Source organism: Flavobacterium sp., assembly GCF_034111225.1.
GTDB lineage: Bacteria > Bacteroidota > Bacteroidia > Flavobacteriales > Flavobacteriaceae > Flavobacterium.
The window spans coordinates 42,199-58,425 of record NZ_JAWUXR010000014.1 but is presented as its reverse complement, the minus strand read 5'-3'; the positions used below and the strand labels follow the sequence as shown (position 1 = coordinate 58,425).

The window sequence follows — 16,227 nt, the reverse complement described above, 5'->3', positions numbered from 1 at the left end:
ATTTTCTTTTCTCTATTTTTATTAAAAATTACTTCAAATTCGCAAAGAAATCATTTCCTTTATCATCGGTAATGATAAAAGCTGGGAAATCTTTAACTGTAATCTTACGAACAGCTTCCATTCCTAATTCTTCAAAATCTACAACCTCAACTTTAAGAATATTATCTTTTGCTAAAATCGCAGCCGGTCCTCCAATGGAACCTAAATAAAAACCGCCGTGTTGTGCACAAGCATCTGTAACTTGTTGCGAACGGTTTCCTTTTGCCAACATAATCATACTTCCACCTGCAGCTTGGAACTCATCTACATAAGGGTCCATTCTCCCAGCAGTTGTTGGTCCGAAACTTCCTGAAGCCATTCCTTCTGGTGTTTTAGCAGGTCCAGCATAATATACTGGGTGGTTTTTAAAATATTCTGGCATTGGTTTACCGGCATCTAACAGTTCTTTAATTTTTGCATGTGCAATATCACGAGCTACAATTACAGTTCCGCTTAATTTTAAACGTGTTTTAATTGGATACTTAGTCAATTCCGCTAAAATTTCAGCCATTGGTCTGTTCAAATCAATTTCTACAGCTGGAGCTAAATGTGGCGCAACTTCTGGTAAAAATTGAGCAGGATTTGTTTCTAATTGCTCTACAAAAATTCCATCTTTGGTAATTTTACCTTTAATGTTTCTATCGGCAGAACAAGAAACTCCTAGACCAACCGGACAAGAAGCAGCATGTCGTGGCAAACGAATTACACGAACATCATGTGTAAAATATTTTCCACCAAATTGTGCTCCAATTGCACTTTCTTGGCAAATTTCTTGTACTCTTTTTTCCCATTCTAAATCACGAAAAGCCTGACCAGCCATATTTCCTGAAGTTGGTAATTCGTCAAAATAACCAGCAGATGCTTTTTTAACTGTTGCTAAATTAGCTTCAGCAGAAGTTCCTCCAATTACCAAAGCTAAATGATAAGGCGGACAAGCTGATGTTCCTAAATCTTTGATTTTTTCACGAACAAACTCTTCCATTCCTTTCTCATTCAATAATGATTTTGTTTTTTGATATAAGAATGTTTTATTAGCAGAACCTCCTCCTTTTGCTAAAAATAAAAACTCATAAGAACTTCCTTTTTTAGCATAAATATCTATTTGTGCAGGTAAGTTTGAACCCGAATTCTTTTCTTCAAACATGCTGATTGGCACAATTTGAGAATAACGAAGGTTTTTCTTTTCGTAGGTATTGAAAATCCCTCTAGAAAGCCATTCTGCATCATTAACACCTGTAAATACGTTTTCTCCTTTTTTAGCCATTACAATAGCCGTTCCGGTATCTTGACAAGAAGGCAATTCTCCTTCAATAGCTACGGAAGCATTTTGCAACAAATTATACGCCACAAAACGATCGTTATCCGTCGCTTCAGGGTCATCTAAAATATTGGCTAAACTTTTTAAATGCTTAGTACGTAACATAAACGAAACATCGCTCATTGCAACTTCTGATAATAACTCTAATCCTTTTGGGTCAATAGTCAAAATTTCTCTGTCGCCTAGCTTTTTAACTTTTACAAATTCAGATGAAATTTTTTTGTATTGTGTATCGTCTTTTAAAATGGGATACGGGTCTTGGTATATAAAATCCATGTGTGTTGTTTTTAAAAACGTAAAGTTAAGGATAATTGAAGTATTTGTGAAATTCTAGTTTATCAAATACACTATAAAAAGAATTAGCAAAATAAAGACTGCGAAACCAACTCTTGTATTCCAATTTTCTTTTCTAATTTGGCTAATTGGTCTCTTGCCTAAATAAAAAATCCATTTTATAACTGTGCCAATGAATTTTATAGCCTTATATAAAACTTCTTGAAAAAATGTTGCAATTAATTCTTCATAAAAACTCATTAATTTACAGGGTTTATCAAATATTTGTTTAAAAGTGGCTTTTCATTATTCTCATTTGTAAACATTAAATATTCAATACAATTTTTATTTTCGTATTTAACATTAATTGATATTTTGTATTCAATTAATGTAGAATTATTCTTTTCAATACTTTTAGTATTAACACTGCTAATATTAAACTCAGTAATCTTACCAAAATCTTTATAATTGCTTACTATTAAATCAATAAACTCTTTTTCATCAATAGTTTTATCGAGGTTTTTAATCACGGATAAAGTATCTTTTGAAATTATTTCATTATAAAAATCATTTGTTACAATTTTTGCTTCTTTTAAATCAATTTCATCATTCTCTTTAGTAACAATTTTATTACAAGAAAATGCAAGTAATATTGAAAGTATTAAAATATTATTTTTCATTTATAAAATCATTTGAAATTTAAAAAAACCAACTCGCCACAAAAATTGCAGTAATTACACAAATTAAGTCTACTAAAAGCATCGTAGTTAAAGCATATCGTGTATTTTTTATATTCACAGAACCAAAATAAACCGCAATTACATAAAAAGTGCTTTCGGCACTACATTGAAAAATACTACTCAATCTTCCAGTTAAAGAATCGGCTCCAAAAGTATTCATCGAATCAATCAAAAACCCTCTTGAACCTGCAGAACTAAAAGGTCGCAATAAAGCAACCGGTAAGGAATCGATAATTTGTTTATTCACACCAATAGTTGAAAAAACATACGCTAGACTATTACTTATAATATCAAACAATCCACTATTTCTAAATAATGAAATGGCAGCTAACATTCCTAAAACATATGGAAAAATAGTAACACCAGTTTTTACACCGTTATTTGCTCCTTTTACAAAAGCATCAAAAACGGTTGTACTCGCTTCGGCAAATAACTTTTCTTTTTTGAATGCATAAAGCAAGGTAAAACCAATTATTGCTAATAATATTAATCCCGAAAGATTAGATGTAAAATAATTTTTTCCAATAATATCCAAATGATTTACATACATCAACAAGCCAATAATTGCCCCAATTAATGTAATTAATCCAATTGCTAATGAAGCACTTTTGAAATTAATTTTTTGTTTAATTCCAACAATTAAAAAAGCCGCAATTGTACCAATAAACGAAGTGATGATACAAGGCAACATCACATCTGCAGGGTTACTAGAACCAGCTGCTGCTCTATATCCAATAATTGAAGTTGCAATTAAAGTTAAACCCGAAGCATGCAAACACATAAACATAATTTGCGAATCACTGGCTCTATCTTTATCTTCATTGAGCTCTTGCAAACTTTCCATAGCTTTTAAACCAAAAGGTGTTGCAGCCGAATCTAATCCTAAAAAGTTTGCCGCAAAATTTAACGTCATATAGGAAATAGAAGGATGATTTTTAGGAATACTTGGAAATACTTTTACAAAAACTGGACTCAAAACTTTGGCTAATTTTCCGGAAACTCCAGATATGATTAACAATTCCATCAATCCACAAAAGAAAGCTAAATAAGCAATAAGCGGAATTATTATATCAACTAAACTGCTTTTACAGGTTGCCAACAATCCATCAGATTTTTGAACACCGCTGTAAATTTGCACCGTTTGATTTTTGTAAACATACGTCGTATCAGGATCTGATACATTACGATTAACAATCATTGTTTTGTCGTCTTTCAGTTGGATACTATCTTTTATAAAAGCAGGAACTTGATCTATATATTTTTCAGAAATTAATATAGGGTTACCTCTTTCGCCATTCAATACATAATCGATGGTATATGTTGTGCCAGAAAACAAACTGATTACCACAAAGGCAATTGACGAAATAAAAATTGCTAACCAAAATCTGCTTAATACCATAATTCTAATTTTTGTAAATGTACTATTTAAGCCATTTAATAAAAAAATAATCTTTCACTTTTTTAAGAATACTTATAAATAAAAAATATGTTTTTTATTTCAAAAAAAAGAATATTTTTGTTTCTGCCAAACCTTAACAAACTGAACTAATGAAATTTAAAAAAATTACACTTACCCTGTTTTTTATTTTTTCAATTTTTTCATACGGACAAGATAAATCTGATGTAGAAAAAATTGTGAAGCAATATGATGTAGAAAAAATCCAAGAAAAAATTGAAAAATTTAAAGTATTGGAAAAAATTGAAAAAAAGAAAGCAATTGAGGCTGCAACAAAAAATGGTTGGCCACTAACTATTAAAGGTGCTGACGGTTCTTATCAAGAGCTTATGAAATTAACGCCAGATGGTTTTCCGGTGTATTATTCAACTACTAATGCTAATGCAGCAAAATCGACAAGAGCAAACCACTTAAACACAGGAGGAAATTTAGGATTAAATCTAAATGGACAAGGGATGGTGGCAAGAGTTTGGGATGGAGGAACAGTTAGAAGAACACATAATTTATTTTCTAATAGAGTTACAACTGTTGATGATCCTTCAGGAACTACATATGCTGCACACGCAACTCACGTAACAGGAACTATAATGGCATCTGACGCATCTGCTAGTGCTAAAGGGATGGCGTATCAAGCTACAGCAAGAGCCTTTGAATGGACAGATGACGAATCAGAGGCACTTTCAGAAGTACTAGGCGGAATGTTGATTTCTAACCATTCATATGGAGTGCCAATTACTAGTAATGGAACATCTTTACCGGCATGGTACATTGGAGCCTATACTAATGATGCAGCAAACTGGGATGAAATTGCTTATTTATCTCCATATTATTTACCCGTAATGTCTGCTGGAAATGATGGAGGAAATAATAACAATACAAATCCTATAGCAACAGGGTTTGATAAACTTACAGGAAATAAAACTTCTAAAAACTCATTAATAGTTGCAAATGCAAATGATGCAAACGTAGCAGCAGACGGCACATTGATTAGCGTTACAATAAATACCTCAAGCAGCCAAGGGCCTACAGATGATTTAAGAATAAAACCGGACATTACAGGTAACGGAACTTCTTTAACTTCTACAACTAGTACAAGTAATACCGCTACTACAACTATGACGGGTACATCAATGTCTAGTCCTAATGTAGCGGGAACATTATTGCTTTTACAACAGCACAATAAAAATTTAACCAATAGTTTTATGAAAGCTGCTACCTTAAAAGGTTTGGCTTGCCATACTGCAGATGATGCTGGAAATGTTGGTCCAGATGCTAAATTTGGTTGGGGATTATTAAATGCGAAAAAGGCAGCAGAAACTTTAACTAACAATGGTTTAACTTCTTGGGTTTCTGAAGAAAAACTAGTACAAGGTCAAACTTACAACATGAGCGTTAATGCTATTGGTGGATCTACGAACCCTTTAATTGCTTCAATTACTTGGACTGATTTACCTGGAGTTATAAATAACGGAAACTTACCGGCAAATGATCCGACTCCAGCGTTAGTAAACGATTTAGATATTAGAGTTACTAAAGATGGCACCACTACCTATTATCCTTGGAAGCTTCAATCTAACCCAAACAGTTTAGCTATAAGAACTGGAGATAATAATGTAGATAATGTAGAAGTAATTAAAATTGATGTACCTGTAGCTGGAATTTACGATGTCGCAATTACTCATAAAGGCACATTGATTAATGGTTCTCAAAGATTTTCACTAGTAATTACAGGGATAACTTCTAATTTTGCTCTTACTTCAAAATCTGATGATTTAATAGTTTGTACAAATCAAAATGCAGTTTATACGTTTGATTACAAGCAAATTGGTTCAATGACTACAAACTTTACTGCTGTTGGTCTTCCTTCAGGAGCTACAGCTTCTTTTAGCCCTACAAGCTTAGGTGTAAATGGAACTGTTACAATGACTGTTTTGAACTTATCTTCGGTTCAACCAGGAGATTATAGTGTTGGTATTAAAGGAGATAATGGCACAGAAACTGAAACAAGATTAAAAGGGTTAAAAGTATACTCTAGTACATTCCAAAACACTACTTTAAACACTCCTGTTAATGGACAAAACACTGTTCCAACAACCGTTTCATTAAAATGGAATTCAGATATTAATGTAGAATCTTATAATTTACAGGTTTCAACTTCTCCTGTATTTGCAACTTTTTATACGAACATAAATACTATTCAAACTAGTTATTCTATTTCTGGTTTAAGTGAAGAAACTAAATATTATTGGAGAGTAGTCCCATCAAATAGATGTGGAAATGGAATTCCTGGAAACGCAACAGTTCAAAACTTTGAAACTGGGAAATTAACATGTGGAAGTGCATTTACTGCTACAGATTTTTCAAATGCAACTATAGGTACAACTGCAAACAGTATTGCAACAGTGCCCATTAATGTGACTGGAGGCTTGTTAATAGGTGATCTTAATGTTACACTTAACATTTCTCATACTTACATTCAAGATATGAAATACTATCTAGAAGGGCCTGCAGCTATAGGAAGTCCTATTGTTATCTTATTTAGTGAACCATGTGGTGATAATGATGATATTGCTTGTACTCTTGATGATGCTGGGGTTGCTTTTACTTGTGGAGCAGGTGTACCTTCTATAACTGGAATAGTTAAGCCTTTCGAAAATTTAAGTAATTTCAACAGTTTATCTGCAGATGGTACTTGGATATTAAGAGTTGTCGATGCGTATAATGGTGATGGTGGTGCAATTAATGCAGTTACCTTATCATTTTGTAATATTCAACAATCTTTGAGTTCTCCATCAAATGCTTTATCTAATTTAGTTATATACCCTAATCCTTCAAAAGGAATTGTAAACATTAACTTAAATGGAGCGGTTTCTGGTGAAACAACTTATACATTATATGATGTTCAAGGAAGAAAAGTATTAGATAAAAAATCTAGTACTACTTCTGAAACATTAAATATTGAGAAATTAAATGATGGAATTTATTTATTATCAGTTAAAAATGGTGACTTAGAAAGCACTCATAAAATTGTGGTAAAAAAATAAATAACTTTTATTCTTAAAATAAAAACTGCCAACATAAATATGTTGGCAGTTTTTTTATACGTGAATTATTTCATCCTCAATTAAAAGCTCTTCTCTTCTAAATCTAAGAAATACTTGTGCAACCGCAATAACGTCTTTTTCGCAATAGGTAATAATTCTATCAATATCGTTTTCAATATAGAAAACACGTGCTACTTCACTCCCATCGATATCGTCTTTTGGAGAAGGTACGCCTAAAATTTTAGTCAGTAATTTTAGTGAAGTAAAATGTTTATAATCGCCAAATTTCCACAATTCTAAAGTATCTAAATGTGGTACTTCCCAAGGTTTTTTGCCAAATAAATTCAACTTATCTGGTAATGCTACTGAATTGATTATCATTCTACGTGCAATAAAAGGAATGTCAAATTCTTTTGCATTATGACCGCATAAAACATGTTGTGCACCATTATAATGTTCGTTCAATAAATTAGAAAAATCTTGCAGAATTTTCTTTTCTTCTCCCCAAAAACTAGTAACTCTAAAGTTTCTAACATCCGCTTTGTTGGTAAAATAACCAACCGAAATGGTAATAATTTTTCCAAACTCTGCCCAAATACCTGCACGTTCATAAAAATCTTCGACAGTTACTTCGTCGCGGCGTTGGTATTGTGTTTTATTTTCCCAAAGTTTTTTGGTTTCTTCATCCATTCCTAAATAAGAATCATATTGAGGAACCGTTTCAATATCTAAAAATAGAATATTGTTAAGATTAATTTTTTCGATCATGGTTTATTAATAGTGAGTTGTTATTTATTTCTTTTTTCTAACATTTTATACGCTTCTTCAACATAAACATATAAATCATTACTATGTGGGTCTGTTTTCGTTTGTAATCCCTTTAAATGCCCTAATCGTACAATTATTAAATTATCTTGAGGAATTACAATAACAAACTGCCCTAAATGTCCACGCATATAAAATAATTGTTTCCCGTTTATGTTATGCAACCACCAACCGTAACCATATTGTGGGCTTTCAGGAAAACGTTGTGTAATGCATTTTTTAATAAAGGTTGAATCAAGAATTTGTTGTCCGTTCCAGCTTCCATTATTTAAATATAGTTTTCCAAAACGAGCAAAATCACGAGCATTACTTGCAATACAACAATAGGCTTTTTCAATTCCATCTTCTTCGTGGTCTAATTGCCAAAGTGCTTCGTTTTCTGCGCCCATTGGTTGCCAAAAGTTTTTAGACACATAATCTGAAACATATTCGCCCGTTGCTTTTTCAATACACATGGCAAGCAATTGTGTGGCACCACTTAAATATTTGAACGATTCTCCAGGTTTTTCATTGATTTCTAAACCTAGCATAACTTTTTTTAAATCATCATCAAAATAAGCACGCGTAACTATAGATAACGGACTGTAATATTTTTCATCCCAATTCAAACCTGAAGCCATGGATGATAAATCGCCAACAGTAACTTCTTTTGCAAATTCGCCTTTTAATTCAGGAATAAAATCAATTACTTTTTGATCTAAACTTTTAATTTTCCCCTCCATAATGGCTTTACCAAGCGCCATTGTAATAACACTTTTTGCCATTGAAAAAGAGTTAGACTTTGAATCTTTAGAATAACCATCAAAATAACTCTCGTGAAAAATACTATCGTTTTGAATAATCAAAAAAGCAGCTGTTTGTAATGCAGCATGCGTTTTTTCTAAAACTGGTGTCACATCTATTCTGTTATAATCTTTTGCAATTGTCCAAGGTTGAGCTGTTCCTTTTTTTATTTCTCTATTTGGGAAGTCTTTGTAATCTTCTAAAAAAGCAGTTGTATATCCTTTGAAATAAATTGTTTTTACAGCACGAAGTAAGTAATCAATATCAAAAATGTACATTAAAACAATAATGGAAACCAAAAGTATAGCAAACCACTTGAAGAATTTTTTAAGGAATTTCATGAATTATATTTATAATGTGGAATAAAAATAATAAAAAGAAGTTTTCAAAAGTGTTAATTTAAAAAAGACTTTGTTGCTTAACTGGATTTTCATGATCAATGAGCCATTTTTTACGCCAAAGTCCGCCAGCATAACCTGTAAGTGAGCCATCTGAACCAATTACTCTATGGCAAGGAACAACTATCCAAAGAGGGTTTTTGCCATTTGCAGATGCAACTGCTCTTATCGCTTTTACATCGCCTACTTGTTTAGATAAGTCGAGATATGAAACTGTTTTTCCATAAGGTATTTCTAAAAGTGATTTCCAAACTTTCTTTTGAAAATCAGTTCCATTTGGATTCATTAAAAATGTAAAATGTGTTCGTTTACCTTTAAAATATTCGTTTATTTCTTTAACTGCAGACTTTAACTCTAAAGGAATTGTTTTAGAAATTTCACCTTCTTGAAGTATTGAAATAAGGCATATGCCATTTTCATCTCCTTTTATTTTGGCTGTACCTAGTGGCGTATTTATAAAAACTGTTTCCATTTTATAAATATAAAAAAAACCACTCATAAATGAGTGGTTTTCTAACCTTAAGATGTAATAGTTGAATTAATATATTTTATTTTACTGAACCTTTTATTATTAATGTTTTTGGAGCAGCTCCTTCTTCATTAGTTGTTACAGTAATTGTTTTATGAAAATCTCCTGGTGCAGCAGCATTATACGTTGCTTCAACAACACCTTTTTCTCCTGGTTTAATTGGAGTTTTTGTATAATTTGCAGCCGTACAACCACAAGATGGTTTTACATTAGTAAGTAAAATTGTTTCTTTTGTAGTATTAGTAAAAGTAAATTCATAAGTTACAGGCTTACCTTTTTCAAGATCTCCAAAATCATGCGTTTCATTTTGCCATTTCATTCCTGAAGCTACTTCCGTTTTAACAGCCTGTGTAGCAATAGAAGTTTTAGCTTCTTGATTTGGTGCTAGTTGAGCAACAGAAATTGCTGATATGAATAAAGTTGCAATTGTTAATTTTAATGTTTTCATACTATAATTTTTTATTTTTTATAATTTTGATATACAAATCTAATAACTAAATAGTAGATTTGTTGTTAAGCATTCATTAATAGTTGTTAATGACATGTTAACACTAATTCCAAATGAAACTAAACAGGTTAAATGTAGTCATTATTATAGGGTTCCTTGCAATTATAGGCACAATGATAATGCAGTTGTTTTTATTGAATCAAGCTTATTTGTTTGAAAAAAGGGAAACTGAAGATAAGATCCATTCTTCTTTATTAAAGGTAGTTTCACGTATTTATGCTGACAATAATAACGATATACCACACGTAGACTTCATTAAAAAAACATCTTCTAATTATTATATTGTTAATGTACAAAATGTTTTTGAAAATGTAATATTAGAACATTATTTAAAAACTGAATTCACCAAAGTAAAACTAGATCTTGATTTTGAATATGCAATATATGACTGTGGAACTAACAAAATGGTATATGGTAATTATATCTCTACAAATGGCAAATCGAGTAATAAGTGTGAAGATTGTTTTACAAAAAACGAGGATTTAATTTATTATTTTGCCTTAAGATTTCCTGGTTTAAGTGAAAACCTATTTAGTAGTTTGTATAAATATTGGGCGTATAGTTTTGTGCTTTTCATTGTGCTAATTATATATGTGTATTCTGTTCTTTTACTATTAAAGCAAAAACAATATACCGAATTGCAAAACGATTTTATTAATAATATGACGCATGAATTTAAAACACCATTGTCATCAATATTAATTGCTTCAAACTATGCAAAAAGTCAACAAGAAATAATTGAAAACCCTAAATTGTCGAAATATGTTGAGATTATCATTAACCAAAGTGCTAAACTTAACGAACATATTGAGAACATTTTAACTGTTGCAAAATCAAGTAATAACTCTATTGAGCTCCAAAAAAGTAAAGTCGATATTATTAAAAATTTAGATTTAATCAAAGAGAATGTTGAACTTAAGCATCAAAAAGAAGTGGTTTTTAATCTTTTATTTCAAAATAAATATTTCATAAATGCTGATGAATTTCATTTTTATAATTTATTATTTAACCTTTTAGAAAATGCTGTAAAATACTCAATTAACGAACCCGTCATTGAAATTAATCTAGTAGAAACAGAAAAAAATTATAACTTAACTATTAGTGATAATGGTTCTGGAATTCCAGAAAAAGACTTGCCTTTTGTTTTTGATAAATTTTATAGAGTAGCTAGGCAAAATAACAAGGACATTGAAGGCTTCGGAATTGGACTTGCTTATGTTAAAAAAATATGTGAATTCCATAACTGGAAAATAAAGTTATCTAACAAAACAGATAACACTGGCTTGTTGGTTGCCATAGAAATTCCAAAAAAAGACATCTATGAATAAGAAAAAGATTTTATATGTTGAAGACGATGAAACACTAGCTTTTTTAACGGCCGATAATTTAGAACAACATTTTGATGTTACTCATTCAAACAATGGAAAAGAGGCATTTGACTTATTTTGTAATTCAGAGTTTGACTTATGCGTTTTAGACATTATGTTGCCAGATATGGATGGTTTTGAAATTGTAACCGCAATTAGAAAAAGAAACGAAGAAGTCCCAATTATCTTTTTATCAGCAAAAACATTAAAAGAAGACCGAATTAACGGTTTAAAACTTGGTGCAGATGATTACTTGATAAAGCCTTATTCTATTGAAGAGCTTATTTTAAAAATAGAAGTATTCTTAAATAGAAGTCAAAAAAACAACATTGGAACTAATCAAAATTACAATATAGGTTCATATATATTTGAGCCGGGAAATTTTGTGCTAAAAACAAATTCCAAAAAAATAACATTAACCGAAAGAGAAACAACGCTACTAAAATTGTTTTTAGACAATGTAAATAGCGTTTTAAAAAGAGAGAAGATTTTAAATGCTCTTTGGGGAAATGACGATTACTTTTCTGGTAGAAGTTTGGATGTTTTTATTTCTAGATTGAGAAAAATATTCAAGGACGAAAAAAATGTTCGCATTGAAAATATTCCACGTGTTGGGTTCAAATTAACTATAGACTAATTAAAACTGTTGATATATAATTTTATAGATTCTAATTCTTCATCAGTCATGTTTTTTGTAATTGTAAAATTTGCTTTCATAATTTCATACTGAGACGCATCAACAATTGGTTCACCTTTCCCTTTTAAAAAAGCAACTAAGTCACCTTTTTTCTCTTTATAAATAGAGGCAATTTCAATAATACTTGGGCCAATTATTTTTGTGTCTGGATTGTGACAAGCAACACAAGTTCCTTTTCCTTCAAATAATGTTTTTCCCAATTCAGCCGAAACTAACACAACAGTAGCTGAAGTTCCAAAATCTTCTTTTTCTGTTTTTTTTCCACAACTCATCATGCTGAAAACAGCGACAACAACGATAAACAAATTGTTTTTTTTCATTTACTAAGTATTAATATTCAAAGATAATTACATTTTCAATTCAAAAATATGACAATTATCAGAATCAAGAAATACAATCAAAATAATTGTTAATAATTTTTGTTAATAAAATTTTGTGATTACCCTTGTTTAATTAACTTTGCTCTATGATAATAGAAAAACACATAGCAGCATTATTGTATAGATTTCAATGTGTTACTTTACCAGGTTTTGGCGCTTTTATTAGCGAAATACAGTCTGCTAAAGTTGCTGGAAGTGCTAGTACATTTAATCCGCCAAGAAAAATTACAACCTTTAATCCAAACGTTAAAAATAACGATGGTTTATTAGCTAATCATATAGCTTTACAAGAAAACATTAGTTTTGAGAAAGCTACTGAAGTTATTGCTTTTGAAGTATCAAAATGGATTACTTCTTTAGAACAAAGAGATAAAGTAGTATTAAAAAATATAGGTGAAATTTCTACAAACGCTGATTTCAATTGGGTTTTCGAGCCTTATGAAGAAATAAATTATTTAACTTCATCTTTTGGACTCTCAGGTTTTATTTCTCCTCAAGTTACAAGAGAAGATCTTAAAACTCAAGTAGAACAACTTGAAGAAAAAGCACCAATTATCTTTACTCCAGAAAGAAAAAAGAATTATAGTTACATAAAATACGCTGCTTCTGTTTTATTATTCTTGAGTGCAGGAACATTTGGTTATGTATTATATAACAACCAACAAGTTGCTAATCAAACTTTATTTGTAGAAAAGCAAGTGCAAGAAAAAGTAAACCACAAGATTCAAGAGGCAACTTTTTTTATAAGCAATCCGCTTAAAGCTGTTGAATTACCTGTAAAAGAAGAGCTAAAGCCTTATCATATTATTGCTGGAGCTTTTAGAAATGAAGAAAATGCTCAAACGGCTTTAAACAACTTAAAAGAAAAAGGTTTTACTGCACGACTTTTAGAAAAAAATAAATCGGGCTTAATTCCTGTTGCTTACGAAAGTTTTTCTTCTTTAGTGGAGGCACAACTTGCCAAACAAAAAATTCAAACAGAACAAAACACCGAAGCTTGGCTTTTAATAGAATAACAAAAAAATCCCAAAATTTGGGATTTTTTTATGCCTTGTTTTTTCTATGCTTATTATCTTTGTAAAAAAAACAAATGGAAGCAAAATTCTCTTCTGATTCTCTTACTACTTTAACTGATTTAGTTTTACCTGGCGAAACCAATCCATTAAATAATTTATTTGGTGGTGAATTGTTAGCTCGTATGGATAGAGCTGCAAGTATTACTGCTCGTCGTCATTCTAGAAGAATTTGTGTAACGGCATCTGTAAATCATGTTGCTTTTAACAGAGCAATTCCTTTAGGAAGCGTTGTAACTGTTGAATCGAAAGTGTCTAGAACTTTTAATTCGTCAATGGAAATTTACATTGATGTTTGGATTGAAGACCGTGAATCTGGAATTAAAAACAAAGCAAACGAAGGCATTTATACTTTTGTTGCTGTTGATGAAACCGGAAGACCAGTTCCTGTTCCAGCAGTTATTCCTGAAACCGACCTTGAAAAAGAACGCTTTGATGCTGCTTTACGAAGAAAGCAACTAAGTTTAGTATTGGCTGGAAAAATGAAAGCTAGTGAAGCAACAGAATTAAAAGCGTTATTTGCATAATTGAATATAAGAGAGTTTTCCTATTTTTGTAAAAAATTAAACTATGTCAACATTCTATAAACTCGCAGTTAAGGAAGTTAGAAGAGAAACTACAAGTGCAGTTTCTATTCTTTTTAATATTCCTGAAGAGTTACAACCAAACTACAACTTTATTGCAGGACAATATGTTACTTTAAAACTAACTTTAGACGGACAAGAAGTTCGTAGGGCTTATTCTATTTGCTCTTCTCCAAAAAGTGGCGAATTGCGAATTGCGGTAAAAGCAGTTAAAAATGGTTTCTTTTCAACTTTTGCTAACGAAAAATTAGCCGTTGGAAATATTATCGAAGTAGGAACACCAGAAGGAAAATTTACTTTTGAACCTAATTTTGAAAAACAAAAAAACTATGTTGCATTTGTTGCGGGAAGTGGAATTACTCCTGTTTTATCTATCATAAAAACGGTTTTAGAAGAAGAGCCAAAAAGTACTTTTGTTTTAGTTTATGGTAATAAATATACTGAAGAAACTATCTTTCATGAAGAGTTACGCCAATTACATTTACAAAATGTAGCGCGTTTCTTTGTGCATTATGTATACAGTAAAACAAATGTAGAAGGTGAATTGTTTGGTAGAATAGATAAATCAGCCGTAAATTTTGTGCTTAAAAACAAGCATAGTGAAAAGTCTTTCGATAAACATTATTTATGTGGACCAGAAGAAATGATCAACTTAGTAGCAGAGGTTTTAAAAGAAAACAATGTTGCTGAAAAAGATGTGAAGTTTGAATTATTTACTGCTTCTACTGCTGAAAACAAAGATGCAAATACTTTAGACGGACATACTAAAATTACGGTTTTAGTGGATGATGAAGAGTCAACTTTTGAAATGAGTCAGAAACAAACCTTATTAGAAGCTGCTTTAAAACAAGGTTTAGACGCTCCGTATTCTTGTCAAGGTGGAATTTGTTCGAGTTGTATTTGTAGAGTCACAGAAGGGTCTGCAGTGATGAAAAAGAATTCTATTTTAACCGATTCTGAAATTGCGGAAGGTTTGGTTTTAGCTTGTCAAGCAGTACCAACATCTGATGTGATAAAAATTGATTTTGACGATGTTTAGAATTATCATTTTATAATAAAAAAGGAGCTAATTAGCTCCTTTTTTAAAGTCTGTAGGTGTAATCCCGGTATTCCTTTTAAATGTTGCATTAAATCCTGATTTAGAATTAAATCCTGATAAATTTCCTATTGCTTCAATAGTATAGTTAGAATGTTGTTCATCCAAAAGCAATTTTTTTGAATGTTCAATTCTATAATTGTTTATGAAGTTTGAAAAGTTAACATTGTGCTTTTTATTTATTAATTGAGATAAATATTTCTCATTTGTTTCAATTTCTTTTGCAAGTGATTTTAAATTTAGATTAGAATTAGTGAATACTTTTTCCTTTTCCATTTTAAAAGTTAATTTTTCATCTATTTCAGAAAACAATCCATAAATAGAGTCAGATTCAGAATTATTTTTTGCATTAATAATCCTTTTTGCTTTCCATAAAACAAAAAGAGATATTATAAAGTAAATAATATAATACGGCTTTAATGCTACTTTAATACTTGTATTTGTTATGATGTAATTTTGAAAAAACCAAATTAAAATATACAAATCAAAAAACAATACAAAAAGAGCTAAGTAAAATTTTTCGGGAGCATTAAATAAAAGTTGTTTCTTAGGAAATGCACCTATAATTTGAAAAGATTTATAGCTGAAATAAATGGTAGAAATAGGAAAAACAAATAGTATAGCTATATAATTTGTGTAAGTCATTACATTTTCCACTACTTCATACGTAAACACCTTTTCATCTTTTTGAATAGAAAAATAAATTAAAGAAAAAATATTTGTAAAAAATATAATGAATGAAATGTAGTAGTGTTTTAAGTCTATACTACCTCCTTCTAAATTATTGTGAACAATGCTATATAATAAAGGTGCTAGTAAAATTAGCCAGACAAAAAACAATAAAGAAAAACCGTTAATTATACTTTCTGTAAATACTTCTTTATAATCAGTTGATATAACTAAACTCGTAAACAAAAGCACCCAAACAAAGTAAAAAACAACCTCAATAGCGCTACTTTTCTTTTTCAAATATTGAAAAAGAGAAATAAAAAATATAAATGTAGAAATAGTTATTAATACTAATTCCATTTGATTTGTAAGGTTTTGAAGGACAAAAATAAGGAAAAAAGTCCTGTTTCCGTAATATTAGACTCTTTTAAAAAACTTGTTATATTAA

Annotated in this window: 15 protein-coding genes; 6 read left to right on the top strand and 9 right to left on the bottom strand. The window is 30.6% G+C overall.

Translation table 11 applies throughout. From position 1 onward, the window contains the following. Positions 1-28: 28 nt before the first annotated feature. From UXY25_RS10935 to UXY25_RS10925, 3 genes are all read right to left on the bottom strand, one after another. The gene (locus tag UXY25_RS10935; protein ID WP_320816058.1) at positions 29-1,633 is read right to left on the bottom strand and encodes a fumarate hydratase; all 1,605 of its coding nucleotides are present in this window, start codon (positions 1,631-1,633) and stop codon (positions 29-31) included. A gap of 257 nt (positions 1,634-1,890) precedes the next feature. Beyond that, on the bottom strand, positions 1,891-2,310 hold the full coding sequence (locus UXY25_RS10930) for a hypothetical protein (RefSeq protein WP_320816057.1): 420 nt from the start codon (positions 2,308-2,310) through the stop codon (positions 1,891-1,893). Positions 2,311-2,329: 19 nt separating this feature from the next. Beyond that, positions 2,330-3,769, bottom strand: a complete 1,440-nt coding sequence (locus UXY25_RS10925) for a nucleoside recognition domain-containing protein (RefSeq protein ID WP_320816056.1) — start codon at positions 3,767-3,769, stop codon at positions 2,330-2,332. Positions 3,770-3,918: 149 nt separating this feature from the next. On the opposite strand from UXY25_RS10925, the gene UXY25_RS10920 reads away from it, so the two are divergent. Next, positions 3,919-6,870: a S8 family serine peptidase gene (locus tag UXY25_RS10920; protein ID WP_320816055.1), complete on the top strand. Its 2,952-nt coding sequence runs from the start codon at positions 3,919-3,921 to the stop codon at positions 6,868-6,870. A 54-nt stretch (positions 6,871-6,924) separates the two neighbouring features. Here UXY25_RS10920 and UXY25_RS10915 read toward each other — a convergent pair whose 3' ends face one another. From UXY25_RS10915 to UXY25_RS10900, 4 genes are all read right to left on the bottom strand, one after another. Beyond that, the gene (locus tag UXY25_RS10915; protein ID WP_320816054.1) at positions 6,925-7,638 is read right to left on the bottom strand and encodes a 3'-5' exonuclease; all 714 of its coding nucleotides are present in this window, start codon (positions 7,636-7,638) and stop codon (positions 6,925-6,927) included. Between the two features lie 20 nt (positions 7,639-7,658). Continuing rightward, entirely contained in the window at positions 7,659-8,819 is a 1,161-nt protein-coding gene (locus UXY25_RS10910) for a serine hydrolase (RefSeq protein ID WP_320816053.1), read from the bottom strand. A 58-nt stretch (positions 8,820-8,877) separates the two neighbouring features. Beyond that, the gene (locus tag UXY25_RS10905) at positions 8,878-9,348 is read right to left on the bottom strand and encodes a methylated-DNA--[protein]-cysteine S-methyltransferase (RefSeq protein WP_320816052.1); all 471 of its coding nucleotides are present in this window, start codon (positions 9,346-9,348) and stop codon (positions 8,878-8,880) included. Between the two features lie 76 nt (positions 9,349-9,424). Then, on the bottom strand, positions 9,425-9,853 hold the full coding sequence (locus tag UXY25_RS10900; protein ID WP_320816051.1) for a DUF1573 domain-containing protein: 429 nt from the start codon (positions 9,851-9,853) through the stop codon (positions 9,425-9,427). Between the two features lie 113 nt (positions 9,854-9,966). Between UXY25_RS10900 and UXY25_RS10895 the strand changes: the two genes are divergently transcribed. Together UXY25_RS10895 and UXY25_RS10890 are read left to right on the top strand one after the other, a co-directional pair. Then, positions 9,967-11,241, top strand: a complete 1,275-nt coding sequence (locus UXY25_RS10895; protein ID WP_320816050.1) for a HAMP domain-containing sensor histidine kinase — start codon at positions 9,967-9,969, stop codon at positions 11,239-11,241. Beyond that, positions 11,234-11,917, top strand: a complete 684-nt coding sequence (locus tag UXY25_RS10890) for a response regulator transcription factor (RefSeq protein ID WP_320816049.1) — start codon at positions 11,234-11,236, stop codon at positions 11,915-11,917. Before UXY25_RS10895 ends, UXY25_RS10890 begins: the two co-directional genes overlap by 8 nt. Here the strand turns inward: UXY25_RS10890 and UXY25_RS10885 are convergent. Then, positions 11,914-12,297 (bottom strand): c-type cytochrome, encoded by a 384-nt coding sequence (locus tag UXY25_RS10885; RefSeq protein ID WP_320816048.1) that lies wholly within the window; start codon positions 12,295-12,297, stop codon positions 11,914-11,916. The two genes, UXY25_RS10890 and UXY25_RS10885, sit on opposite strands and share 4 nt — an antisense overlap. 146 nt (positions 12,298-12,443) lie before the next feature. Here UXY25_RS10885 and UXY25_RS10880 point away from each other — a divergent pair, with 146 nt between their 5' ends. The 3 genes from UXY25_RS10880 (at position 12,444) to UXY25_RS10870 (ending at position 15,053) form a co-directional block, all read left to right on the top strand. After that, complete coding sequence (locus tag UXY25_RS10880) at positions 12,444-13,373, top strand: SPOR domain-containing protein (RefSeq protein WP_320816047.1); 930 nt, start codon at positions 12,444-12,446, stop codon at positions 13,371-13,373. 74 nt (positions 13,374-13,447) lie between these two features. Continuing rightward, positions 13,448-13,957 carry an acyl-CoA thioesterase gene (locus UXY25_RS10875; protein ID WP_320816046.1) on the top strand — a complete coding sequence of 170 codons (510 nt, stop codon included), beginning with the start codon at positions 13,448-13,450 and terminating at the stop codon, positions 13,955-13,957. 43 nt (positions 13,958-14,000) lie between these two features. Continuing rightward, positions 14,001-15,053, top strand: a complete 1,053-nt coding sequence (locus UXY25_RS10870; RefSeq protein WP_320816045.1) for a ferredoxin--NADP reductase — start codon at positions 14,001-14,003, stop codon at positions 15,051-15,053. 27 nt (positions 15,054-15,080) lie between these two features. Here UXY25_RS10870 and UXY25_RS10865 read toward each other — a convergent pair whose 3' ends face one another. Next, positions 15,081-16,139, bottom strand: a complete 1,059-nt coding sequence (locus UXY25_RS10865; protein ID WP_320816044.1) for a helix-turn-helix domain-containing protein — start codon at positions 16,137-16,139, stop codon at positions 15,081-15,083. Positions 16,140-16,227 lie beyond the last annotated feature (88 nt).

What these genes read in the sequence shown, in the direction of transcription:
- UXY25_RS10935 (WP_320816058.1), bottom strand. Translation starts at nt 1,633, where the DNA reads ATGGATTTTATATACCAAGACCCGTATCCCATTTTAAAAGACGATACA.
- UXY25_RS10930 (WP_320816057.1), bottom strand. Translation starts at nt 2,310, where the DNA reads ATGAAAAATAATATTTTAATACTTTCAATATTACTTGCATTTTCTTGT.
- UXY25_RS10925 (WP_320816056.1), bottom strand. Translation starts at nt 3,769, where the DNA reads ATGGTATTAAGCAGATTTTGGTTAGCAATTTTTATTTCGTCAATTGCC.
- UXY25_RS10920 (WP_320816055.1), top strand. Translation starts at nt 3,919, where the DNA reads ATGAAATTTAAAAAAATTACACTTACCCTGTTTTTTATTTTTTCAATT.
- UXY25_RS10915 (WP_320816054.1), bottom strand. Translation starts at nt 7,638, where the DNA reads ATGATCGAAAAAATTAATCTTAACAATATTCTATTTTTAGATATTGAA.
- UXY25_RS10910 (WP_320816053.1), bottom strand. Translation starts at nt 8,819, where the DNA reads ATGAAATTCCTTAAAAAATTCTTCAAGTGGTTTGCTATACTTTTGGTT.
- UXY25_RS10905 (WP_320816052.1), bottom strand. Translation starts at nt 9,348, where the DNA reads ATGGAAACAGTTTTTATAAATACGCCACTAGGTACAGCCAAAATAAAA.
- UXY25_RS10900 (WP_320816051.1), bottom strand. Translation starts at nt 9,853, where the DNA reads ATGAAAACATTAAAATTAACAATTGCAACTTTATTCATATCAGCAATT.
- UXY25_RS10895 (WP_320816050.1), top strand. Translation starts at nt 9,967, where the DNA reads ATGAAACTAAACAGGTTAAATGTAGTCATTATTATAGGGTTCCTTGCA.
- UXY25_RS10890 (WP_320816049.1), top strand. Translation starts at nt 11,234, where the DNA reads ATGAATAAGAAAAAGATTTTATATGTTGAAGACGATGAAACACTAGCT.
- UXY25_RS10885 (WP_320816048.1), bottom strand. Translation starts at nt 12,297, where the DNA reads ATGAAAAAAAACAATTTGTTTATCGTTGTTGTCGCTGTTTTCAGCATG.
- UXY25_RS10880 (WP_320816047.1), top strand. Translation starts at nt 12,444, where the DNA reads ATGATAATAGAAAAACACATAGCAGCATTATTGTATAGATTTCAATGT.
- UXY25_RS10875 (WP_320816046.1), top strand. Translation starts at nt 13,448, where the DNA reads ATGGAAGCAAAATTCTCTTCTGATTCTCTTACTACTTTAACTGATTTA.
- UXY25_RS10870 (WP_320816045.1), top strand. Translation starts at nt 14,001, where the DNA reads ATGTCAACATTCTATAAACTCGCAGTTAAGGAAGTTAGAAGAGAAACT.
- UXY25_RS10865 (WP_320816044.1), bottom strand. Translation starts at nt 16,139, where the DNA reads ATGGAATTAGTATTAATAACTATTTCTACATTTATATTTTTTATTTCT.